The sequence below is a fragment of the Scrofimicrobium canadense genome (genome assembly GCF_009696615.1).
In the GTDB taxonomy this organism is placed as follows: domain Bacteria; phylum Actinomycetota; class Actinomycetes; order Actinomycetales; family Actinomycetaceae; genus Scrofimicrobium; species Scrofimicrobium canadense.
In genome coordinates, this window is sequence record NZ_VULO01000001.1 from 287,889 (window position 1) to 311,511 (window position 23,623).

The 23,623-nt window shown below is 53.5% G+C and carries 21 protein-coding genes; 14 read left to right on the forward strand and 7 right to left on the reverse strand.

The features are described from left to right. The first annotated feature begins 67 nt into the window (after nt 1-67). The gene (locus tag FYJ24_RS01450; RefSeq protein WP_154542850.1) at nt 68-1,402 is read left to right on the forward strand and encodes a citrate synthase; all 1,335 of its coding nucleotides are present in this window, start codon (nt 68-70) and stop codon (nt 1,400-1,402) included. Nucleotides 1,403-1,471: 69 nt separating this feature from the next. On the opposite strand, the gene FYJ24_RS01455 is transcribed toward FYJ24_RS01450, so the two are convergent. The 3 genes from FYJ24_RS01455 to FYJ24_RS01465 are packed head-to-tail and all read right to left on the reverse strand — an operon-like array spanning nt 1,472 to nt 4,930. After that, nucleotides 1,472-2,455 carry a DapH/DapD/GlmU-related protein gene (locus tag FYJ24_RS01455; protein ID WP_154542852.1) on the reverse strand — a complete coding sequence of 328 codons (984 nt, stop codon included), beginning with the start codon at nt 2,453-2,455 and terminating at the stop codon, nt 1,472-1,474. A 55-nt stretch (nt 2,456-2,510) separates the two neighbouring features. Next, nucleotides 2,511-3,236 carry a nucleoside triphosphate pyrophosphatase gene (locus FYJ24_RS01460; protein WP_154542853.1) on the reverse strand — a complete coding sequence of 242 codons (726 nt, stop codon included), beginning with the start codon at nt 3,234-3,236 and terminating at the stop codon, nt 2,511-2,513. After that, nucleotides 3,233-4,930, reverse strand: a complete 1,698-nt coding sequence (locus FYJ24_RS01465; protein WP_318656426.1) for a DUF885 domain-containing protein — start codon at nt 4,928-4,930, stop codon at nt 3,233-3,235. The genes FYJ24_RS01460 and FYJ24_RS01465 overlap by 4 nt, the downstream gene beginning before the upstream one ends. A gap of 100 nt (nt 4,931-5,030) precedes the next feature. On the opposite strand from FYJ24_RS01465, the gene FYJ24_RS01470 reads away from it, so the two are divergent. From FYJ24_RS01470 to galE, 4 genes are all read left to right on the forward strand, one after another. Then, complete coding sequence (locus tag FYJ24_RS01470) at nt 5,031-6,053, forward strand: adenylate/guanylate cyclase domain-containing protein (protein ID WP_225871894.1); 1,023 nt, start codon at nt 5,031-5,033, stop codon at nt 6,051-6,053. A 139-nt stretch (nt 6,054-6,192) separates the two neighbouring features. Next, nucleotides 6,193-6,864 carry a response regulator transcription factor gene (locus FYJ24_RS01475; protein ID WP_154542857.1) on the forward strand — a complete coding sequence of 224 codons (672 nt, stop codon included), beginning with the start codon at nt 6,193-6,195 and terminating at the stop codon, nt 6,862-6,864. 28 nt (nt 6,865-6,892) lie between these two features. After that, the gene (locus FYJ24_RS01480) at nt 6,893-8,212 is read left to right on the forward strand and encodes a sensor histidine kinase (protein ID WP_318656427.1); all 1,320 of its coding nucleotides are present in this window, start codon (nt 6,893-6,895) and stop codon (nt 8,210-8,212) included. A 62-nt stretch (nt 8,213-8,274) separates the two neighbouring features. Continuing rightward, on the forward strand, nt 8,275-9,279 hold the full coding sequence (gene galE / locus FYJ24_RS01485; protein WP_154542859.1) for a UDP-glucose 4-epimerase GalE: 1,005 nt from the start codon (nt 8,275-8,277) through the stop codon (nt 9,277-9,279). 85 nt (nt 9,280-9,364) lie between these two features. Here the strand turns inward: galE and FYJ24_RS01490 are convergent, their stop codons facing one another. The 4 genes from FYJ24_RS01490 to FYJ24_RS01505 all read right to left on the reverse strand — a co-directional run bounded on the left by FYJ24_RS01490 (nt 9,365) and on the right by FYJ24_RS01505 (nt 12,965). After that, the gene (locus tag FYJ24_RS01490; RefSeq protein ID WP_318656428.1) at nt 9,365-10,324 is read right to left on the reverse strand and encodes an LCP family protein; all 960 of its coding nucleotides are present in this window, start codon (nt 10,322-10,324) and stop codon (nt 9,365-9,367) included. Between the two features lie 290 nt (nt 10,325-10,614). Further along, on the reverse strand, nt 10,615-11,886 hold the full coding sequence (locus tag FYJ24_RS01495; protein WP_154542863.1) for an LCP family protein: 1,272 nt from the start codon (nt 11,884-11,886) through the stop codon (nt 10,615-10,617). Beyond that, nucleotides 11,879-12,274, reverse strand: a complete 396-nt coding sequence (locus FYJ24_RS01500; protein ID WP_206192424.1) for a DUF2304 domain-containing protein — start codon at nt 12,272-12,274, stop codon at nt 11,879-11,881. Before FYJ24_RS01500 ends, FYJ24_RS01495 begins: the two co-directional genes overlap by 8 nt. Before the next feature lie 4 nt (nt 12,275-12,278). Then, the gene (locus FYJ24_RS01505; RefSeq protein WP_154542866.1) at nt 12,279-12,965 is read right to left on the reverse strand and encodes a glycosyltransferase family 2 protein; all 687 of its coding nucleotides are present in this window, start codon (nt 12,963-12,965) and stop codon (nt 12,279-12,281) included. 103 nt (nt 12,966-13,068) lie between these two features. On the opposite strand from FYJ24_RS01505, the gene FYJ24_RS01510 reads away from it, so the two are divergent. From FYJ24_RS01510 to FYJ24_RS01550, 9 genes are read left to right on the forward strand one after another with little or no spacing between them, the layout of a single operon-like run. After that, on the forward strand, nt 13,069-13,677 hold the full coding sequence (locus FYJ24_RS01510) for an acyltransferase (protein WP_154542868.1): 609 nt from the start codon (nt 13,069-13,071) through the stop codon (nt 13,675-13,677). Then, the gene (locus FYJ24_RS01515) at nt 13,670-14,779 is read left to right on the forward strand and encodes a DegT/DnrJ/EryC1/StrS family aminotransferase (RefSeq protein WP_154542870.1); all 1,110 of its coding nucleotides are present in this window, start codon (nt 13,670-13,672) and stop codon (nt 14,777-14,779) included. The genes FYJ24_RS01510 and FYJ24_RS01515 overlap by 8 nt, the downstream gene beginning before the upstream one ends. Beyond that, nucleotides 14,780-15,766, forward strand: a complete 987-nt coding sequence (locus FYJ24_RS01520) for a Gfo/Idh/MocA family protein (RefSeq protein WP_154542872.1) — start codon at nt 14,780-14,782, stop codon at nt 15,764-15,766. It begins immediately after the preceding gene. A gap of 11 nt (nt 15,767-15,777) precedes the next feature. Beyond that, nucleotides 15,778-16,902 carry a glycosyltransferase gene (locus FYJ24_RS01525; RefSeq protein ID WP_154542874.1) on the forward strand — a complete coding sequence of 375 codons (1,125 nt, stop codon included), beginning with the start codon at nt 15,778-15,780 and terminating at the stop codon, nt 16,900-16,902. Continuing rightward, the gene (locus tag FYJ24_RS01530) at nt 16,899-18,713 is read left to right on the forward strand and encodes an ABC transporter ATP-binding protein (RefSeq protein ID WP_318656429.1); all 1,815 of its coding nucleotides are present in this window, start codon (nt 16,899-16,901) and stop codon (nt 18,711-18,713) included. Before FYJ24_RS01525 ends, FYJ24_RS01530 begins: the two co-directional genes overlap by 4 nt. Then, complete coding sequence (locus FYJ24_RS01535) at nt 18,697-19,848, forward strand: glycosyltransferase family A protein (RefSeq protein ID WP_154542876.1); 1,152 nt, start codon at nt 18,697-18,699, stop codon at nt 19,846-19,848. Before FYJ24_RS01530 ends, FYJ24_RS01535 begins: the two co-directional genes overlap by 17 nt. A gap of 4 nt (nt 19,849-19,852) precedes the next feature. Further along, a complete protein-coding gene (locus FYJ24_RS01540) occupies nt 19,853-21,007 on the forward strand; it encodes a glycosyltransferase (RefSeq protein WP_154542878.1) in 1,155 nt (384 codons plus the stop codon). Then, nucleotides 21,004-22,596, forward strand: a complete 1,593-nt coding sequence (locus tag FYJ24_RS01545; RefSeq protein WP_154542880.1) for an asparagine synthetase B family protein — start codon at nt 21,004-21,006, stop codon at nt 22,594-22,596. The genes FYJ24_RS01540 and FYJ24_RS01545 overlap by 4 nt, the downstream gene beginning before the upstream one ends. Then, on the forward strand, nt 22,596-23,543 hold the full coding sequence (locus tag FYJ24_RS01550; RefSeq protein ID WP_154542882.1) for a glycosyltransferase family protein: 948 nt from the start codon (nt 22,596-22,598) through the stop codon (nt 23,541-23,543). Before FYJ24_RS01545 ends, FYJ24_RS01550 begins: the two co-directional genes overlap by 1 nt. Nucleotides 23,544-23,623: the final 80 nt, after the last annotated feature.

The following is a 23,623-nucleotide window of genomic DNA, read 5'->3' on the forward strand; positions in this document are numbered from 1 at the left end:
CGCAGCCGGATCGCCCCGTCTCAACGCGGTGCGGGGCTCATATGACTGCAGATGGAGGAGATCGCTGATGGCGGAAGAGGCCAACACAAGTAAACAAGACGCCCACACTGGTGGTGCTGGAGTTCTGCACGTTGACGGTCAACAGGTTGAACTGCCACGTTTTACATCAACGGTGGGATCAGACGGCCTTGGAATCGCCAAAGTCCTTTCTACAACGGGAGATGTCACATACGATCCTGGGTTCGCGAACACCGCTGCCTGTGAATCATCAGTGACTTACATTGACGGCGACAACGGCATATTGCGTTACCGCGGGTATCCGATCGAACAACTAGCGCGGCATTCGTCTTTCCTCGAAGTGGCGTATTTGCTTATTTATGGAGAACTTCCTGACGCTGCTACGTTGGAAGCATTTTTGCGGCGTATTCAGCGACACCGACTTTTGCATGAGGACTTCAAAGCGTTCTTTACGGCATTCCCGCATGATGGGCACCCAATGGCTATCCTCCAAGCAGGGGTAGCTGGCCTTGCTACCTACTACGAAGACACCCTTGACCCTCATGATCTTGAGAAGCTTGATCGTGCTTTGGTGCTTCTTCTAGCAAAAATGCCGACGATGATTAGCTATATTGCTAAGCGCGCTGCAGGCCTACCTCTTCTGTATCCGGACTCTCAGAGGGGATACACGGAAGACTTCATTCGTATGACGTTCGGTATGCCCTACCAGGCGTATGACATTGATCCAGCTTTGGTGCGTGCTCTCGATATGCTGCTTATTCTTCACGCAGATCATGAACAGAATTGTTCTACGTCGACGGTTCGTTTGGTGGGGTCATCGGACGCTAACCTGTATGCCTCAGTTGCGTCCGGGATTGGCGCTTTGGCGGGCCCTAAGCATGGAGGTGCGAACGAGGCGGTTCTGCGGATGCTCAACGATATCGTTGACCGTGGTATTAGCGTGCAAGAGTACGTTGACAAGGTGAAAAACAAGGAAGACGGCGTGCGTCTCATGGGCTTTGGTCACAGGGTTTACAAGAGTTACGATCCCCGTGCCGCGATTGTCAAGGACTCCGCTCACGATGTTCTTACGCGCTTAGGAAAGAACGATCAGAAACTAGATATTGCCATGGAATTGGAGGAAATCGCTCTGAATGATGAGTATTTCGTTCAGCGTCGCCTCTACCCGAATGTTGACTTCTACACAGGGCTAATCTATTCGGCGATGGGATTCCCAACGAAGATGTTTACACCGCTGTTTGCGTTGGGGCGTCTACCTGGTTGGATTGCGCAGTATCGAGAGATGATCATCGATCCACAGACTCGCATTGGCCGCCCACGTCAGGTCTATATTGGCGAGGTGGAGCGCGACTATGTGCCTTTACGGGCAAGGAAACGCAGCTAGATAGTTAGGTAGCGTAGAAAAGAGATTGGCAGGAGGAAGCTCCTGCCAATCGTCATATGTACGACGGGGTTAGCGTGACGGTGTGGTCCCGTCGGGGAGAGTAATCGGCTTTCCGGCGCGAGCCAACGCCTCAACACGTCCGTTTTGAGAGTTGCGTCGAAATAGGACGTTGGATGCGCCTGCAAGGTCGCGTGCTGGGACGATGGGGGGGTCAATAAACCGTCCTGAACTGCCGGGAACGACTCCTCCAGTGGTCATCAGGGCGACTTGGGTTGCGGCTGTAAGATAGAGCCCCGATTCGACCACACAGTCGTCACCGAGTGGGATCGCTAAGCCTGAGTTGGCGCCCAGCAGGCACCTGCGCCCAATGGAAACTTTTTCGCGTCCAGCGCCAGCCCATGTGCCCATTGTTGACGCGCCACCGCCCACATCGGAGTCTTCGCCGACAGTGACTCCTTGGGCGACGCGTCCCTCGATGAGGGAGCGTCCCAGGGTACCGGCATTCGAGTTGATGATGGCGGCATGGGCGACGGTTGTTCCTTCGGCTAGGTGGGCGCCGAGCCGGACACGGGCCCCATCCGCGATTCGGACTCCGGCTGGAATCACATAGTTCACCATGGGTGGGAACTTGTCGACACCGTGCACTGCCAGGGGGTGTCCCAGTCTAGCGCGTAGTCTGAAGCGAGTTTCTTCGAAGTTTTCTGGAGAACATGGGCCAGCTGAGGTCCATACGACGTTAGGGAGCCTTGAGACGATACCGTCTAGGTTGATGGTATTGGGTTTGACGAGGCGATGCGACAGCAGGTGAAGGCGTAAGTATGCGTCGGCGGTCGAGCTAGGTTGATCTTCAAGGTCAGCGGTGCAACGCACAACTTGGGTGTGAACATTGCGCGCTTCGTCTTTTCGCTCAAGAGTGCTCAGCTGGTCGAGAAGCTTTGGGTCTCCACCATCTGGCATAGGTCCGAGGTGAGGGTCTGGATACCATACGTCGAGGGTGCGTCCGGACTCGGTAACGGTGGCGAGGCCGATGCCCCAGGCTAGAAAGCTTGTCATGTATCTACCCTACGACGAGTGGGCGTGAATATGCGTCCACTCGGACGGCGTGATGTTAACCCCGAGAAGAACGTGACCAGAGATTGGGCCAAAATACATCGAGTTCATCAGCCAATTTGCGCAGAAGTGGTAGGGATATTCCAATGACGGAATGAGGATCTCCGTCCACCCCCGTGATGAATGGTCCTCCCAGCCCGTCTATAGTGAACGAACCTGCAACTTCAAGAGGCTCGTTCGTGGCAACGTAAGCGTCTATTTCGGCTTCACTCATGTGTCCAAAGTGGATGGTTGTAGAGGCGGTGCCATTCACGCGTCGACTGTGCTTGGCGAGTGGGCGTGAATATGAGTCCACTCGCCAAGTGGTTGGGTCAAGATAGATCATCGTATGCCCCGTCCACAATGTCGCCTTATGCCCCTGCATCTTTCCGATGCGTTCTTTCGCAATAGCTGGATCGTGTGGTTTTCCTTGCATCTGTCCTTCAAATTCCAGCATTGAGTCACACGCCACCAGGATTCCAGGGCGTCCACTGGACACAAATTCGCGTCCAGTCGTCGACAATGGAAGCGCCTCGAGCGAGGCCTCGGCTTTTGCTTTGGCAAGAGCCTGAACTTGATCCGCGGGGCTGGCCTGGCCATTGGCGTTGAGATCAGCAAGAATGGCGGCCTCATCCACATCGGGAACCGCAATCATCGGATCTATACCGGCTTGGCGCAGGACATTGGCCCGCGCTACAGATCCGGATGCCAAAATGAAGCTCACCAGTGCGCTTGTGCGGGTCATGGAATGAGTGCCTCCCTGAGGGTGCTCATGGGGAGGCTTCCCAATGAGAGCGCTGCTGAGTGGAAAGTACGACGAGCCTGCTCGACAGGAGTGCTGCTAGGCAGCATTGCAACATAGTCGGTTCGCAGCTCGCGCCACAACTTGGCACCCACTTTGTACGAAGGAGCTTGGCCCGGCCACCCTAGATAGCGATCGAGCTCGAATCGCAAGAAACCATCAGCCATGGCCACATTATTCTTGAGGAAAACCCATGCGGCGTCGGCATCCCACGTCCCGTTTCCGTCTGGTCGGGGGAGGCCTAGATGTACGCCGATGTCGACGACTACCCGTGCTGCACGGAGCCGTTCAGCATCAAGAAGACCAAAGTAGTTTCCAAGGTCATCTTGGTAGCCGAGCTCAGCCATGAGTTGTTCGGCGTAGAGTGCCCACCCCTCACCGTGACCGGAATTCCATGCCGCTAAACTACGCCACATATTGAGTTGAGATGACAAGGCTACTGCTTGCCCTAACTGAAGGTGGTGCCCGGGGACACCTTCGTGGAATACGGTTGTGCGCTCTTGCCACGTGTGGAACTGTTCCTCGTTAGGCGGGACAGACCACCACATTTTTCCAGGTCGGGAAAAGTCGGCTGTTGGTGGCGTGTAGTAAATACCGCCGTTTCCCCGGTTAACCATGCACTCTATACGGCGTAACTGCGCCGGTATGTCGAATTCGGTACCAGAAAGCTGGGCTACTGCCTCGTCAGCTAATGATTGCATCCATTCGCGGAGTGCTCCTATCCCCTGGATGGTGTAGCGCGGGTCATTGTCGAGCTTGCGCATTGCTTCACTCACGGTTGTACCAGCTCCGTAAAGCTCCTTAGCGATACTCTTCTGTTCGTTGTCGATGCGGCGTAGTTCTTCTAACCCCCACGCGTAGGTCTCGTCTAAGTCGACGCGTTGGCCGATGAAAAGCTCAGAGAATAGTTCGTACCGGTCTCGGCCTACGGCATCTTTCTGAGGTGCTTGCGGCAGTAATGTGTCTTCGAGCCATTGTGCCAATTCGCCGTACGCAGACGCGGCATCATGTAGAGCACTCTCGAGTGATCGGTTGTTTGCTGGCGCATCTTGCAGCAATGCTCCAAAATGGGAATTTGGCGTCATTTCTGCGAGCTCTTTGGCCTGGGTGATCCCGCACAACACTTGGCGTGCGGATGCAACCATTCCTTGTGCTGCAGCTACCTGGAGCGACTCCCTGTAGCCTGACAGCGCGGCGCGCACTTTACTCGAGCGGTCACAAATATGCGCCCAGTCGTCAGCGGTGTCCCGCGGCATAAGATCAAAACTGTCACGTATCGCCTGGATTGGGGACGCGAGGTTATTGAGTTCTCGGAGATTCTCGCCTGACTGGTCGAGTTCGAGTGAGAGCCCCAATCGATCTTCCATGGCAGCTGCGGTGATTGCGTCGTGTCCGGTCCATGGGCCGTGATCGCGAATGTAATCGAGCATCGACCGGTCTAGGTTTGACTTGGCCTCTAAGCCTGTTGGTGAAAAATCGGGCAGTTCTCCTTCGTTGCCGGCGATTCCCCACTCAGTCGCTGCGAGGGGATCAAGTGCAGCATATGTGCACACGTAGTCGTTACATTTTCTGTCGAGGGGTGATGGCGATTTAGACGTATCATGTGAATCGCTGACTGGTCGCATATTCAAGTCCACTCGGCAATTGTAGCGCGACCTCGTGTATAGTGACACTGGCCACACAATCGTGGCTGCAGAAAACGAAGCTTTGGGGTCAAAGACAGGACGGAAGACACACGTGAGTGAAGTGCGCGCGACGACATCGACGCTCGCAGGATATCAGCGGCAACTCCTTGGGGGGGCGCCTACTCTTACCGCGAAAGATCTGGCGCAGGCAGCAGACGCTACGGTGGAAGAGTTTAACGACTACTGGTTGGCGATGGGATTTCAAGCAGCCGACCCTGATGAACCCCTTTTTACGGAAATGGATGCTGAAGCTTTCCACGATTGGGTGAAGCTTTCCCGTGACGCGGGGCTTGGTTCCTCGGCTGCCCTCTCGCTGATCCGAGCCCAGTCACATCTGGCTGATCGCCTGTCACTGTGGCAAATGGAAGCTCTCGTGGAGGATACTGAACGCCGTCTCGGACTTGACGACACTTCGGCACGCCTCGTCACCATTGACGAAATGGAGAACTTCATCCCCGTATTTGAAGAGCAGCTGTTGTATTCGTGGCGCAGGCAAATGGAGGGTTTGCTTCAGAGGGTCGCTCACGAGGTTGCTCACCGACCGCCAGATCATTCACGCAGACGTTTTCCTTTGACTAGGACGTTGGGTTTTGTCGACATGGTGGCTTATACGAGCTCTTCGTCTGGGATGGGACGCCGCCTAGTTGATTTCATCGAGCACTTCGAATACGTGAGTCGTACTGCTGTGGCCCAGGCGGGGGGTCGAGTAGTGAAGATGATAGGGGATGCAGTTTTCTTCATTGCCGATGATTTGGCAACGGGAGTGTCGGTGGCAACCCATTTGATGGACACTCTTGAAGAAACGGAAGACATTCTTCCGGTACGGGCGTCCTTGATCCAAGGCGACGTGTTTTCTCGTAGTGGCGATGTTTTTGGTCCTCCAGTCAATCTTGCTTCACGTTTGGCTGATATTGCTTCTCCGGGTGTGATTTTGACTGATGCCCCTACCGCTGCAGCTATAGAGGCTGGAAAAGCTGGCGACAATGTGCGGGTCACGGCTTATCCGCAGGCGGACCTGCGTGGTTTTGGGAAAGTGCTCCCCTATGCGATCTCTTGGAAGCAGACTAAAGCATAGACTTGGTATACTTTTGGTGTAATCTTTGCATCAGATAGTAGAAAAGAAGACTTTATATGCCGCACGGAATACCCGTGCTGACTGCAAGCACACCCCGCTGGCGGCAGAAAAACCAGTTCCCGAAGCGAAGGAAAAAGCGATGGCAACAGTGCTCCTAGTGGAAGATGATCCTGCAATTTCAGAACCTTTAGCGAGGGCCTTTGGCCGCGAGGGATACGAAGTGCGAGCCCACGGAACGGCCCGTGGTGCTTTGGACGAGGTGGGCGGCGCTGACCTCATTGTTTTGGATTTGGGCCTGCCAGATATGGATGGGCTCGACTTAGCTCGTGAAGTACGTTCACGGGGCCTGACTGTTCCGATTCTGATTTTGACTGCTCGCACGGACGAAGTCGACATGGTAATCGGATTAGATGCTGGCGCTGATGACTATGTGACTAAGCCGTTCCGGCTCGCAGAATTGCTGGCCCGCGTGCGCGCTTTGCTTCGCCGTAGCGTGCAGGACAACGGAGACACAGAAATCGAAGTGCAGGATGTGATGCTGGATTTGGCGGCACATCGGGCCTTTGTCAAGGGCAAGGAGCTGTCCCTGACCGCCAAGGAATTCGACTTGCTGCGCGCTCTCATGGTCGAATCTGGCAATGTCGTCCCGCGCGATGACTTGATGCGCGAGGTGTGGGGCTCAGATCCGCAAGGATCCACGAAGACATTGGATATGCATGTTTCTTGGCTTAGGCGCAAACTGGGTGATAATGCGACGGAACCTCGGTACATCACAACTGTTCGAGGAATGGGATTCCGCTTCGAGAAGTAGTGAGGCTTCTAGGTGAAGTGAGGGCGTTGTGAGGGAACGGACTACACGAATGATTGTGACAGCCGTCCTCGTGATGGCTGTGCTTATGGGTGTTCCGGGATCTATCCTCGGAGGCGCGTTGATGTGGAATTCCCACCAGGCAGCTTTGGATGCGCGCGCGCAGACATTGGCTGGCGCAATTGATCGCCGCCTTGACGACGACCAATGGGTAACCCAATCAACTGTCGCATCGTGGGCGCGCCCAACGTCAAACGCCGGTGAAGCGTTCACTGTTGCTGAAATACCGTCCCGGTACACGGTTGTCTCGGGTGAGCCAAGAGAGGGTGGTCTTACATCCCACTATCGCTCAACTTCGGGCGTGGTGGTTGATATGACGATCAGTTCCAGTGCGGCTATCAGCTCAGTGGTGATTACTGTTGGTATGTTTGGCGCAGGAGCACTTGCAGCTGTTGTCATAGGTTGGGCACTAGCAAGGTCGATGGCACGCAGACTGTCGGCCCCACTGATTTACTTGGCGGCCCAGGCCGAACAAATTGGCTCAGGGAACGTTCGTGCACATATCCGTCCTTCGGGAATCGAAGAAATCGATTTGGTGCAAGAGGAACTCGTTCGCACGGGTGAACGTATGGCTGGACGTTTGGCAGCGGAGCGCCAGCGTTCAGCAGATGCCAGCCATCAACTGCGAACACCGCTGACGGCACTGTCGATGCGCCTTGAAGAGATCGAAATGATCACTGAGGATGAGGAAGTTCGTACGGAAGCCGCAGCGTGCCTCGACCAGGTGGAGCGTATGACTACTGTGGTCTCTGAGCTTCTTGATGAAAAGCGGCGCAATCAGAGTTCGACTGAGGCGTTGCACATTCTTGAGGTGTTTAACTCTCAGCGTGAAGAATGGGAGAGTCAGTTTGAAGCTGAGGGTAGGAAACTGGTTTTCATGGACGAGGCGGAGCGTCCTGTGTTGGGCGAATCGGGAAAGCTGGCACAGGTCCTCGCCACCCTTATTGAAAACTCTTTGAGATACGGCGGGGGTACGACCACTGTCAAGGCAAAGAAGTCTTCGTCGTCTCGCGGAGTGGTTATTGAGGTTTCGGATGAGGGACCTGGCATTGATGATAATTTGGCCCCAGACGTTTTTGAGATGGGTGTTTCTGGGCATGGATCGTCGGGCATTGGGCTGGCACTTGCGAAGGATTTGGCGCAGGCAATGGGAGGTCGCCTCGAACTGGTGCAGCACAAACCTGCGGTGTTCACATTGTCGCTGTCGGCGATTCCCTCGAACTTTGATCCGGACTTTGTGATGCCGCAGGGGCCACTTATTTCGGTGGGCAGACGCTCGCGAAGGTTTTGATCGACGATTGTCTCGAGTGGTCGTGTATATGCGACCACTCGCCTTACGAGTAGCATGGTGCTATGAGCATTTTGGTTACCGGCGGGGCCGGATACATTGGTGCGCATGTGGTGCGCATGCTGCAAGAACAAGGCCACAAAGTTGTGGTGGTGGACGACTTGTCTTTCGGAGATCCTTCTCGTATTGGTGACGCGAAGCTATTCCAGATTGATTTAGCGGACCCCTCTACCAGAGCGCGACTGACGGAAGCGATGATGGATGAGGATGTTGAGGCCGTCATCCATTTTGCAGCTCGCAAACAGGTAGGTGAATCCGTCGAACGCCCAGCTTGGTATTACCAGCAAAATGTTGGCGGCATGGCCAACCTACTTCGAGCTATGTACGACGCTGGTGTTGATCAGCTCATTTTTTCGTCTTCGGCTGCTGTATATGGAATGCCTCCCGTGCCTGTCGTTGATGAGACTATCGAGTGCAAGCCCATCAATCCTTACGGTGAGACAAAGCTGATTTGCGAATGGATGGCAGCCGACTGTGAGAGGGCATGGGGCCTGAAATGGGTGGCGCTGCGCTACTTCAACGTCGCGGGAGCAGGATGGCCAGACTTGATGGATCCTGCGCGCCTCAATTTGGTTCCTATGGTGCTCGAACGTCTGGAGAAAGGTGGTACGCCAGCAATCTTTGGCGATGACTACGACACTCCAGATGGTACGTGCGTGCGCGATTACATCCATATAACTGACATCGCTGACGCCCATATCAAGTCTCTTGACTTGGTTCGAGATGGACAGCCTGAGGTGCATGAGTTCAATGTGGGAACTGGAACTGGAACATCCGTAAAAGAGATCATCGAGGGCTTACAACGCATCTCTGGTTGGGATTTCCCGGTTGCAATAGAGGAACGGCGCGCGGGCGATCCGCCGAAGCTTATCGGTGAAACAAAGCGCCTTCAGCATCTAATGGGGTGGGAAGCAAAGCACGACGTTACTGACATTCTCACGTCGGCATGGGAAGCCTGGCAGGCTTCACCGCACAGAATCAAGGTTCCAAATTCGAACGCCGCAGAGTAGTAGCAGTTGAAATATTTTGCCTGTGCGTGGGCGGCTTGACCGTCTAGCGCACAGGCCTTTTATATCCCGCTAATAGGCGATGAGGCTAAAACTCAGTCTCAAAGTCTTCTGGGGTGAGAGTTCCATTAGCCATTTTCTGGAAGAAGCCAGGTGCAAGTTCCTCATCTAACAGCACTACGGCACCGACCTCGGTCATTTCGGAGGTAGTGGATAGGGGAGGGGTTCCAGACAGGTCGCCAGCGGAACGGAACGTCAGCAACAGCTTGGCAACGTCGATGATGTTCATCGTTTCGTCTACCGACAGAGTGTTAGTTCCGGCTCGTGAGAGTTTTAGTTGTTCGACGGGATTCACCAGTGTTCCTAGGGACATGGCCTCGCTGGCGACTGCGCCCATGAGCTCTCTTTGGCGTTGCGCGCGTCCCAAGTCTCCTCTGGGATCCTCATAGCGCATGCGAGCAAGTGCCAACGCATTATTGCCATTGACTGGACGGCAACCTGCTTCCCAGACCAGTCCGGAATGAGGTTCGTTGACATCCATGTCGAGGCACATTTCCACCCCGCCGACAGCGTCGACTAGTTGTGCCACCCCATCCATATTGACTTGGACAAAGTGGTCGACGGTCACTCCTGTCATATTCTGAACTGTTTCAACCAGCAGCTGGGGCCCACCGAAACTAAAGGCTGCGTTGAGCTTGTTCCAGCCCCATCCTGGAATATCCACATAGGTATCTCGTGGGAGCGAAACCATCGACACTTGGCCATTGGGGGCCTTGTGCACCAGGACCGTTGAGTCGGATCTTCCGCCTTCAACACCATCCTCATTCCACCCGTCGGGGCGCTCGTCGGAACCTGCAATCAGGTATGTGACTCCGGGAGAATCGGGCCCAGGCACTAGCGCATCAATGTGGTGGAGATTCCCATTGGTGTACAGCAGAAGCCAAACTGGCCATCCGATAACTATTGCAACGACAACAAGAAACACCCATGGCCATTTTCGTTTTCTTGCGCGGGCGCGCTGCGGTGGCTGCTGGGGTGCGGTTGTCACTTGAGGTGCTGTAGGTGCGGGCGTGTAAGCACTGCTCGCAGTGGCGCGAGTGGGAGCATATCTGGGTGCTGGCCGAGGCGACTGGGGCAGCTGCTGTCGATCCGCTACTACCGATTTTCTGCGAGGAGCGTAGGACGGCGGGGGAGCAGATGGTGAGACTGGCCGGGGTGAGGGTGATCCGCTATCTCCCGACGGAGGTCGAAGTTTCTGAGGCTCTTGTGGTTGACCCGAGGCAGGGGATTTGGGGCGTTGTTGACGCCGGCGAGATGGTTCAAATGATGGTGGTTGTGTCACCAGGTTTCTCCGTCGTTGCTGTATGCCGCTTCGTCTTCTCCTGCGATCACTTCATCAGCACGTGTGATGACCCCAGAATCGTCGATTACTGCAGGTATTGGTTGTCCGTCAGGACCGACAATAAAATACTCATCTTTGACGGTTCGGTAGCCAATACCGGGAGGTAACGGAGCATTGTTTTGGAGAGAAGTCCACAGTTCGCTTGCATAAGGTTCTGCCTGAACCACGCGGTTCGGGTCCTCAATGTCTGCTTCCCACGGGACCGTTACGAAACGGAAGTTCTCAGGTGCCACATTGCGCACAGAGTTGAGTAGGCCCATATCTGTGCCCAGATCGCCCAGTGAACCTGAAACAGAGACAGTTTTCAGGCCTTCTTGTACAAAGCCATGAAGCTTCAGGAAGTCGGTAAGAATATTTGCGTCAAGTACTTGCTGCACCATTGCCGACACGACTTGGTGCTGGCGGCCAATACGACCAATATCAGAGCCATTGCCGATGTTCTTACGTGCCCTTGAGTAAGCAAGTGCCTGGTCTGGTGGCATCGTGTGGCAGCCAACTTCCCAGCGTCGCAGGCCGGCTTCTTCATCTTCGACAGCTTCGTCCAAACAAATGTTGAGGCCCCCCAATGTATTGATGAGGCCTTGGAACCCGATAAAGTCGATAACGACAAACCCGTCAATGTTGAGGCCAGTTAGTAGCTCCGTGGTGGCTTGGACACAGCTAATACCGGCAGCGAGGTCTTGGTCGCTTCCGATTGCGGGTTCTCCGAAGGACCAGTTGAATTGAGCATAGTAGCCGCCAGCGACGTTCCCATCGGGTGTTTGGCATTGTGCAATCTCTGTTTTGAGGTCGCGTGGGATCGACACTACTGTTGCCGATTGTCGGTCTGCCGAAATATTGAGAAGCATATTGGTGTCATTGAGGATTGACTCAAACTCTTCAGCATCCCCAGCACCGATATTTCCGTTGTCGCCAAAGCGTGAGTCAATTCCGACAATGAGTAGATTGACCGGACGGCCAGCAAAACCGTCAGCGGGGATAGCTTGTTCAATCGGCTCAGTATCGTTGGCGTTGGCCACGACGGAGGTATCGATAACCGCATCCTTGACCTGGCTATAGAGGCCGTCGTAGAGCCGAGCTCCTGCTATTCCCACGAAGAGAGCGATAGCAAGCACGGACGCAAGTACTGTGCGAAGCCACGGAAACTTGAGCGGGTTCGGGCTTGCGTGCGTACCGTCGACTGGAAACCCGGTAGGTCTGCTACTCATCTACACCATCCACGTTATCGATCGGTGCGCCCCCCGACCCTGATCTTTCATTTGGTTTCTGTGTTGACTGTAGCGCTAATGCGCGGGCCAAATCGGTGATTTTCCTCTCGGTCGCCATATCGCGCCGATAGCTGGTTGCCATCTGAGCAAAAACGACGATCACCAAAAAGTAGACTACCAGGTTGACTCCGGACGCCACTCCGATCATCCGGGCAAGACCATTGAGTGTCTCAGGGAAAATCACAGCCAATGCCGCGGCAATGACAATAATCATCATTCCGATGCGGCGCAATGCAAGGTGACTGGCACTCTTGACGGGGCGCATCATAAAAAAGGCCACTAATAGTAGTCCGATTACCAGAACCGCTTTGATGAGTATGTATTGCATGGCCTTACCCCATAACCAATTCAACCAGGATATTCACTGAGTTCAACAGTGATTGTCCTTTGGCCTTGGAGTACTCGGTATAGCGGATATTGACTGGCATCTCTGCCCACGGTAGTCCAGAACTAGCTAGCTGCGCGATGATTTCCGAAGCATGGGCCATGCGGTTTTGTTTGAGGTGGACTGCACCGGCGGCATCGCGGCGCAACAGGCGTAGTCCATTGTGGGCATCCGTGAGATTGAGTCCTGTTTTGAGGCGGGTAGCTGCTGCAGCTGTGCGCAACACCATACGCTTAGCCCACCCTACTGGCGAGTCTCCTTCAAGAAAACGTGAACCGTAAATGATTGCTAAGCCATCGTCGATGGCGCGCTGGCGCATCGCCATGACATCGCTGGGATCATGTTGTCCGTCCGCATCGAAAGTCGCAATATAGTCGGCATCAGTATAAGCAAGCACGTAATCTATGCCGGTTTGCAGGGCTGCGCCTTGCCCCATGTTAATAGGGTGTTTGACGAGGTGAGCCCCAGCAGATAGTGCGACTTCGGCAGATTTGTCAGTAGAGCCGTCGTCAACACAAACGATGTTGGGAAATGCTGCTTGGGCGTCGCGTATTACGTCCCCTATGACGGATTCTTCGTTGTATAGAGGCACAACCAACCAAGTGTCGGTAATCGGCGCACGTATTTCTGACATGTGGTCATTGTGGCATCTATGGGGCGGCAGTGGAAACACCGGCACATCTTTGCGTTAGGGTTTACATAAGTTAAGTGAAACAATTCATATCTGGGAGGTGACCATGATACGCATTGAAGAAAGTGCTGACGTGGCAAAGGACGCGACTATCGGCGAAGGCAGCAGCATTTGGCATTTGGCGCAGGTACGTGAGGGCGCAAGGCTTGGGAAAAACTGTGTTGTGGGACGCGGTGCATATATCGGTACCGGTGTGCACTTAGGTGACAACTGCAAAATCCAGAACTACGCATTGGTGTACGAACCCGCTGATTTAGCTGACGGCGTTTTTATAGGACCCGCGGCGGTATTGACCAATGACCATCATCCCAGAGCCATCAACCCTGATGGCACCGCAAAAAGCGCGGATGATTGGGAAGCTGTGGGGGTCACGATTGGTGAGGGTGCTGCTATAGGTGCTAGAGCGGTGTGTGTGGCGCCCGTGACCATTGGCCCATGGGCAACCGTTGCTGCAGGCGCAGTTGTGACACGCGACGTGCCACCCTTTGGGTTAGTGGTGGGAGTGCCCGCCAGGCGGATAGGATGGGTGGGACGCGCTGGCGTGCGTCTGGTGCCGGTCTTTGGCCGCGAAGGATACTTCAAGTGTCCTGAGACTGGTGCGTTATACCGAGAAGTAGCGGGTAATGATCTGAGAGAAGTGGAACCGCATGAGTAATGACTTGGCCTTTATTCCTCCAGCAAAACCGATTATTGGTGAGGAGGAAGTTGAGGCTGTATCCGCAGTGCTCCGTTCTGGCATGGTTGCGCAGGGCCCACAAGTCGCTGCCTTCGAAGAAGAGTTTTCCGAACAAGTGGCCGATGGAGCATTTTCTGTCGCAGTGAACTCGGGGACGTCGGCCCTACATTTAGGACTGTTAGCAGCTGATATTGGTCCGGGGGATGAGGTGATTGTTCCTTCCTTCACTTTTGCGGCAACCGCAAACTCTGTGGCAATTACCGGGGCAACCCCAGTTTTTGTTGACATTGAGCCTGACTATTTCTGTATGGACCCTGCCGCAGCCGAGGCAGCAATAACTGAGCGCACGCGGGCGATTATGCCGGTACACCTCTATGGGCATCCCGCAAATATGCCAGCATTTGAAGAACTAGCTTCCAAGCACGGACTGGCACTCTTTGAAGATGCCGCCCAAGCACACGACGCAAGTCTCGATGGTCAAAAGACCGGCACTTTCGGTATCTTTGGGGCATTCTCTTTCTATCCCACAAAAAATATGACTGCTGGCGAGGGCGGCATGGTCACCACCGGCAGTGAAGAGATTGCCAGGAGAGTGCGGATTCTGCGCAACCAGGGAATGGCGAAGCAGTATGCGAATGAAATGGTTGGCGTCAACAACCGCATGACCGACATTAACGCTGCTATTGGGCGTACTCAGCTGACACACTTGGCTGAGTGGACTGCGAAGCGTCAGTCTAATGCCGCGTTCCTCAATGAAAATCTTGAGGGTGTCATTGTGCCTCCCGTTGCTGAGGGGGCCGTACACGTCTACCACCAGTACACGATTCGCGTTCCTGAGGGCGACCGCGACGCGTTTGTCGGTGCCTTGCGTGAGAAGTTCAACGTTGGGTCCGGAGTGTACTACCCCATTCCTAATCACAGGTTGCCTTCTCTTGCCCATTTTGCACCGGGTCTGGACCTGCCACAAACTGAAAAGGCCGCAAAAGAGGTTATCTCATTGCCGGTGCACCCCTCACTGTCGCAAACTGATCTGGACCGCATCGTTGAGGCTGTCAACACTGTTGCTAAGGCAGGCGCATAAATGGTCGATATCAGAGTCGGAGTTCTTGGCATTGGGTCCATGGGACGCCACCACGTGCGAAACGCACGGGAAACTGACGGCTTCGAACTAGTTGCGGTAGCTGACCCGGGTGGTGACAAATTCGGTGTTGCTAGCGACGTCACTGTGATGGCAAGCGTCGATGAACTCATTGACGCGGGTATCGAAGCATGCGTGGTTGCCGTTCCGACAGTTTTGCACGAAGAGGCGGCACTGAAGCTGGCGGCAGCTGGCGTGCATACTTTGGTAGAGAAGCCTCTGGCGGCAGATTCAGATTCTGGGAAACGCATTGTTGATGCGTTCGAGGCAGCTGGCGTTGTCGGTGCTGTGGGTTATGTTGAGCGGTGTAATCCTGCACTTTTGGAAATGCGCAGACGTATCGCTGATGGCCAGCTTGGTGAGGTGTACCAAGTAATTACACGGCGCCAGTCACCCTTCCCAGCGCGGATCAGTGACGTTGGTGTGGTCAAGGATCTGGCAACCCATGACGTGGATCTAGCATCGTGGGTGGCAGGGGCCCCTTACGAGCTGATTTTTGCACAAGTGTCACACCGTTCTGGCCGTGATCACGAGGACATGATGGTCGCCTCGGGCAGATTCACCAATGGTATTTTGGTAAACCACCTCGTCAACTGGCTTACCCCATATAAGGATCGATCAACAATCGCTGTGGGCGAGCATGGTGCTCTCGTGGCCGACACTGCCCTTGGGGATCTAACTTTCTATGAAAATGGCGAATTCCCCGTGCAGTGGGATCAGATCGCTGCTTTCCGGGGAGTGTCAGAGGGGACGGTGACTCGCTACGCGCTACAAAAGCGCGAACCTCTAGCAGTCGAACACGCAAACTTTAGAGACGCTATCCTCGGCAAAGAAAGCAACGCTGTGACGATGAGAGAGGGCTTAGACGCCATTCGCGTAACCGAGGGCATTCTTCGCTCGGCAGCGTCAGGCGAAGCGGTGAGACTCTGATAGTACATCAGATGAGGAGCATAAATATGCCGGTTATGGTCTTTCACGCGCCCTTTGAATTACAAGAGAATCCCACAGCAGCCTCTGCGCTACGTCCGGTTCGCATGCTGAAGGCATTCGAGAACATAGGGTACAAAGTATGGAAAGTGACCGGCACCGGTAAAGAGCGAAAAAAATCGTTGAGAGCCTTAGGAAGGGCCATCCGGGGTGGTCTCAAAGTCGAGTTTGTCTATTCAGAGTCGGCAACCATCCCCAATGCTTTCACTGAACCTAGGCACTTTCCACTGCGCCCTTTCCTAGACGCAGAGTTTTTTGCGTTGATGCATCGACACAATATTCCCATTGGTGTTTTCTACCGGGATATCTATTGGGTTTTCGACGAATACAAAGAACGTGTGGGAGCCGCCGTCGCCGCAGCGATGTCGACGTTGTACCGATGGGACCTCGCCATCTATGACCGTTATGTCGATGTCCTATTCGTCCCCAGTTTACCGATGGCAGACCATATACCGCATAAACTAGATCCGATAATCGTTGCTTTGCCGCCGGGTGCTGATACGCGTGCGGATGGTGTGGAACAGAGTCTCACGGGCCCTCTAAAGCTGCTTTATGTTGGAGGGACAAATCCGCGTCACTACGAAATATCTATTCTTCTTGAGGCGGTGTCGCGGGTATCGAATGTCTCGCTGACAATATGTACTCCTAAGGATTCTTGGGAAAAAGACAAAACTATGTATGCAGACCTCCTGAGCGATTCGGTCTGCATTGTCCATCGCGATGCCGATCATTTAGATGATTTATACGAGGATGCAGATATAGCGATGCTCCATGTTGAGCCCAAATTGTATTGGGAGTTTGCCATGCCCGTGAAGCTATTTGAATACATCGGTAGAGGCAAACCCATCATTGCAACAGAGGGGACTATGGCGGCAGAAGTGGTTGAAAATCTCGATATTGGATGGAGTGTGCCGCATTCGGTGCAATCTTTAGCAGAATTGCTGGATGAAATGGGTACGCATAGAGAAATGATTGCTAGAGCTAGCCAAAGAGTCTTGGCTCACAGCAGAGAGCATACCTGGGAAGCGAGAGCTAGACAGGTAGCAGCTGTCTTGCAGAAAACTGAGAGATATTCGTGAAAGATACCATAGCCCTTCTACGTCAGCTCCTTCCGTATTTCCCTGCATCCGCCAGACGGTACATCGTCTGGTACACCGTAGTGTCGTGCCTGCTTTCAGTCTTGGATGTCGCAGCATTGAGTCTCTTAGCGCTCTCTATGACGGCAATGCTTGCGGGAGACCCTATTGCTATCCCTGGTTTGGCGCCTATTGGTCCAGCAGGTTACGTGTGGGTGATTCTAGTGGTCTCCTTTCTCATTATCCTGAAGTCAATGTTGACCCTGGCCCAAAGGTGGTTTGGTTCCAGGCGATTCGCCAGCTACGAGTTGGAAATTGGTAGACAACTCTTTGATGCCTACATTCGCACTCCTTGGGTGGAAAGGCTTTCACGAAGCACTTCTGAGCTAGTACGGATGGTCGACGTTGGTGTGGCAGCAATCAACGGCGGGTTCCTAATGCCACTGTTGACTATTCCGGGACAGTTGGCGACTAGCGTACTTCTGTTGGTGACGCTCTTAGCCGTGCAGCCTGCGACAGCGGTGTTGACCGTTGTATATTTGGGGCTCTTCGCATTTTTGCTGTACGCGGTATTGCGTAAGAAAACAATCGAAGCAGGGCAGGTAAACCAACGATACTCGTACAGGGTAGCTTCCCTTATGACAGACATGGTTGGGGCGATGAAAGAAATCACGCTCCAAAACAAGGCGCCAGAGGTCGCGAAAGTAGTTGTCGAAGAAAGACGCCACGCCACGCGTGCTCGCGCCAACCTCCAAGTGATCGGAGCAGCACCCCAGTTTGTTCTAGATGGTGCTTTGATAGGTGGCTTCCTGGTGATTGGTGCTTCAGCATACTTCTTCTCGGGAGGCTTGGATGCAGCGATTGCCGCGATTGCCATGTTTGCGGTTGTTGGCATGAGGCTTATTCCTTCACTAGTCATGTTCCAAACTGTCTCGAATACCGTCGACGGAAACAAGCCTCAAGTGGTGGCAGTTCTTAATGATCTGCGAGATGCTGATAGGTATCGCAAGCTGGCAGAGAACGTAGGGCAACAGCCCTTCGAACACAAGCCTCAAGAACTAGTTTTAGAGAATGTCACTTTCACGTATCCTTCGGCGTCGGAGCCAGCAGTAGCCAACGTGAATCTCCGAATCCCTATGGGATCAAGTGTTGGCTTTGTTGGATATTCAGGCTCAGGAAAGACAACACTAGTTGACGTGATTCTTGGCCTTTTAGTTCCGCAAGAGGGTGAGCTTCGGGTTGACGGTCAAAACATGAATGACGTTCTGGCGGCGTGGCGTTCCAGTGTCGGATACGTACCACAAGAAGTTGCGCTCTTTGATGCCACGATTGCGCAAAATGTGGCCCTTTCGTGGGGTTCAGACATTGACCTTCAACGCGTCGAAAAGGCTCTAAAACGTGCCCAGCTGTGGGATACGGTGATGGAACGTGAAGGTGGGATGCAAGCAAGAGTGGGGGACCGCGGCATAGCTTTCAGTGGCGGACAACGTCAACGGTTGGGTATTGCACGTGCGCTTTACACGGATCCTCTGGTCCTGGTGATGGACGAGGCGACTAGCGCTCTGGATACGAAAACTGAGTCGCAGGTTGCAGAGTCAATCAATGCTCTCCACGGAGAGGTAACTGTCATTTCAGTGGCACACCGGCTTTCTACTGTTCGCCATGCAGATATGATCTGCTATATGGAAGCAGCACATCTGGTTGCAACTGGCACTTTTGAAGAGGTTGCAAGAGAAGTCCCAGCTTTTGCTGAGCAGGCACGCCTTGCAGGGCTCCTAGACGATGGGACGACTGACAATGGCCAACATAACTGACCTTGATGTGCAGATCGTGGTGCCGATACACGATCCCTCTAGATTCTTTGAGCGCATGGTTACGGCAGTTCTTGGCGAAGAAGGACCTGATCTTCGTGTGGGGGTTATCGCTGTTTTGCATAATCTTGGCGTGGATGAGGACAAAGAGGTTAGGCGTCGCCTTCGGATTGTTGAAAAGACCCCAGGCTCATTACGGTTCCTCACCGTTCGGGATGGAATACCTAGCCCGGCAGGACCTCTCAATGCAGGGCTAGAGTCAGCTGAAGCCGAATGGGTCGGGGTAGCCGGTTCAGATGATGACCTAGATCACGGCGCCTTGGCATCATGGGTCATACAAGGAATGAGGCGTAATGCTGATATCGTCCTTGCACCTATTCTCGATACCGACGGAACACTAGCACCCACTCCACCAGTGAGGGTCGGAGGCAAGATTTCGCGTACGCGCAGACCCATTGCAGATCGTCTCTACTATCGTTCTAGTCCGGTGGGAATCTTTCGACGTACGCATCTGCAGCGAAGTCAAGCGCGGATGACAGTCCATGCTCAGACAGGAGAAGACATCGCTTTTATGGCGAGACTTCTTTCAAATGGTGGGCAACGGAAGTCACCTCGGGTTATCGTGGCCGATCCACGTCAAGGTGCCTATCGTATCGTTGACGATGCGCCATCGCGAGCATCTACAAAGCGAAAGGCAATCGAAGATCAACTATGCGGTGTAAGAGGTGCGTTATCGTCGTCGACAATGTCAATATTGACGACGCAGCAGCAGAGGGCACTAGGTACGAAGATTTTGCGCCGAGATCTCATTGAGATACTTTCACAGCGTGTTGAGTGGGGCGATATTACAGACGCTACGGAATCTTTGGCTGAAATAGTGGAGCAGATTCAGAAAATTGGGAACTGTGAAGGGTATCTAGCCAAGTCTGAAATGAACCTGTTACGGGAAGGAACAAGCCCCACGGCAACACTAGAATCCATCAAGGAGGCTCTGCAACAGGCCCGCCAATATCGATCTTTTTCATCTCTTCTAGCGCATGACTGGCGATTGACTTTCAGTAGAGATGCGCCACTTCGATACCGTTTTGCAAGCAAGTTCGCAGCAGCGTGTTACCGTCGCCGCTATGAGCTAAGGTAAATGGATGCATGTCCTATACGTGCCTTCGTGGTATCCGAAATCTGATGACGACACGGCGGGCTCCTTTTTTCGTGAACAAGCGCATTCACTACGCCAATCGGGAATGAACGTTGGTGTACTGGCACCTATCGAGCGACCATACTATGCCAGTTGGACGCCCAGCAGATCGTTTGAGGGAGCAATCGAGAAGGGTATTCCTGTCCTGCGTTTCCGGACGCCACACCCATTTCCAAAACTGTTGTCGCCAAATGTTTGGTCTGCTCGGCCAACTCTTATCCGAGCTTTCGATGCTTATATTCAACGGTGGGGGAGGCCGGATGTGCTTCACGCGCATTCACTATTTCCGGCTGCTTACTACTGCGAGTTCTTGTCTCAGACATACGGAATTCCATTTGTTTACACTGAACACAGGTCTCTTATGCATCTATCGACATCGGCTTTATCGCTTCGACAGCAGAGACGGATCGTCGAAAGTGCCAGCGCTCGAATCGGAGTCTCTAGGGGTCACGCGGACCACTTGGCTTCAAGATTCAAGATGGACCCGCAAACTTGGCTTGATATTCCAAACCTTCTTCCTCCCATCGTGGAAAGTAGTGGCTTTGTTGACTCGAGAGATTCAAGAAGATTTTTGGTGGGGCATTTGTCGACACTCGATCCAGTGAAGAATATCCCCTCATTGGTGAGAGCTTTTAGTAGAGCGTTCGCTGACACTGACGATGTGGAGTTATGGATTGCCGGTGATGGTGAGCAACGGAATCATGTAAGAGAAATGGTGGAACAGTCTGGTAAAGCCCATCAGATTAGGTTGTTGGGAAAACTCCAACGGCACGAGGTGCCAGAGTTTTGTGGATCCTTGGACCTTTTTGTCCTCCCGTCACTATCTGAGTCTTTTGGAGTAGTGCTGACCGAAGCTCTCAGTCAAGGTGCCCCAGTAATATCAACTCGGACTTGGGGCGGTGAATACATTGTTGGACCAGGTGATGGAGAACTAGTACCTGTCAACGACGATGACGCACTGGTGGAAAGCCTTCGGCGCGCATATGCGCATCGTGAGAGCACCAGTGAGAGAGCTAAACGACGACAGCGCACGATCGCAAGATTCGGCAAAGATACCTTTGTCAGTGCATATCAGGACATCTATGAGAAGGCTATCCGATGAATCGCGCTGTGGAACTCACCCACCCTGGCTGGATATCCAATGAGGACAAGACCCTTTACTATTGGACCAACACGGATCGTCCTAGCATCCCCATGTCTTTAGTGCAGTCTCCGCTTAGCCAGAGCGAGTTAGCAGTTCTACCAGGCTCGTGGGCTCTCGTTGATTTGAGGGGTGACGCGCCGCTGCTCGTCAGCGATCCGACGGCTTCGCGACCCTTGTATTACGCGAAAGCTGATGGTCGCTGGATTATTGCCGATGATATCGCGCTTTTTCAGAAGAACGTGCCGTGGCGACTTGATGGGCCCCAGAGCGAAGTATTCAGACATTTCGGTTATTCGCTGGGGGGCGGGACGCTGGTTGCGTCAGTTCGGACAGTGCAGGCTGGCACTCAAGTAGAGCTTTGTGAGAGGGGCGCAAAAGAAGACACTTACCTGAAGTATCGCTTTGTATCAGACCGTGAGCGCGATCCGGAAGTCTTTGCTGACGCATTCTCGGATGCTCTGGATTCTGCGTTTGCACGTATGCGTGATTGCTATCGGGACTCACAATTCATCGTTCCACTTTCGGGAGGCCTTGACTCTCGATTGCTGCTCTCGTGGCTGAGGCGTTTGGGAATCGATGACGTTCTCACTTTTTCATATGGACGCCCCAATAGTGAAGCATCGCAGGCAGAAGTAGTTGCTGACAGCCTCGGCTATGAGTTTGTGAACCTCACCTACGATGAGTTGGCAATGTGGTCGCGTTGGCACGGTTCCTCAGGAGAGTTCTTTCGCGAACACACATGGAGTGGCATTGCTCTACCGCACATTCAAGACTGGGAGGCAGTGCGACAGCTAAAGGAACAGACGATAATTAGCGATCAGGCCGTGTTTCTTCCAGGACATACGATTGTTGGCAATATGCACGATGAGTGGCTGCTCCAGTCGAAACGTCCGACAAAACTGATCTATGATGCGTTAGCGGATCACCACGGAAATCTTCAAGGACAAAAAAGTCAAGTATTGCATAACCGGCTCTTTCTTCGCACTGTCCGAGAGATTTTGTCAGATGTTGGTTATGACGGAGAGCCAGGCGCTGTACAGGCGGCGGTCGAATGGTTTAACCTTCGTGAGCGCCAAGCAAAATACATCAATAACTCGATGCGTGGCTATGAATCTTATGGTTATCGTTGGGCATTGCCAATGCTTGACAGAGAGATGTGGGATGTGTGGCTTCGCGGTGCCGAAGCGTTGACTGCAACGCGCGATTGGTATGCCGCCTTTGTAGCGCAGGCATATGAGGATGCGGGAGGGGAACAAATAAGCCTATACGATCCGCGCACAACGCTGACGAAGAAATACATCAAGTCTGGAGTGGTACAGAGGATTGGACGCAGCGCTATGGGGCCTTTCTTGAATAATCTTCGTGTTGCTCTTATCGACAAAAAGCACCCATTGGGATTTGAGGCTTTCGATACAAGTGATTCGAGGCTGTCGCTTATGTGGGCGCGTGCAAGGGGCATCACACGTGTGGGGCAGTGGTCCGAAGCATTCTTGGCGAATAGATGGGGTGGAAGTGGGCCAGTGCCCACTTCTGTGGAGGGGTACTGATGTCGTATTCATCGAAAACGCGGGTACTGCACCTCAATAATGTGGCGGACACAGGACGAAACCTTGTTTCCTATGCTCGCTCGACTGGTCGAGCATGGGCACTGCGCCTCATACCACATGGATCACTAGCCTCACCGGGCCAGTGGATTGCTCGTGGCAACGATTTGGTTGACTGGCACATGAATACGATACGTCCAGATGTGCTTGACATACACTATGCTCCCAATGGCTATTATGGTTGGGGCTGCAAAGAGCCGTATGTTCTGCACGTCCATGGTTCCGACCTGCGAGTCGACCTACACAAGCCAGGAATTGGTATTCTGGCTAGGCAGAGCATTGAGCGCGCTGATGCAGTGGTGGCTGCGACTCCAGATTTATTGCCTCGCCTTAAAGAAGTGCGGAAAGACGCGGTTTACATTCCTAACGCACTTCCTGTCGAGCTGCTACATAGAACACCGGTTCAACCAGTCCAAGGTCGCGTTGTATTCAATGCGCGTTGGGACCATTCTAAAGGCGGACTCAAGATGGTAGAGGCCGCAAGAGCTTTAGTGAAGAGTGGGGTTGACGTCCATGGGGTTGACTGGGGGGATCTTGCCCCAGCCGCAAGGGATGCAGGGGTTATATTGGCCCCACGTATGAGCAAGAAAGATTATCAGTTGTTTATCAGTATGGGGCATGTCGTTGTTGGGCAGTTCTTGGTGGACGCATTATCAATATCTGATTTGGAGACATTAGCGCTCGGGCGGCCGCTCGTTGCTCGGTATCCAGGCTCCGACGCTCCAGTAGAAATATGCGAAGTGGAAGAGATCGCTGAACGGGTTCTTGAACTTATGCCTGTTGCTGAGAATCCTGCTGCAGAACAGAAGCGCCGCCAATGGGTATTAGAGCATCATCATCCAGAGGTCACAACGGCAATGCTGGAAGCGCTATACGCTACCATTTACTAGTTTTTGTGTTGTTGCTAGCAACAACACAAAAACTGATTGTTTTCACTTTATGCCGTAACTAAAGAGCACTCCAGATCTAT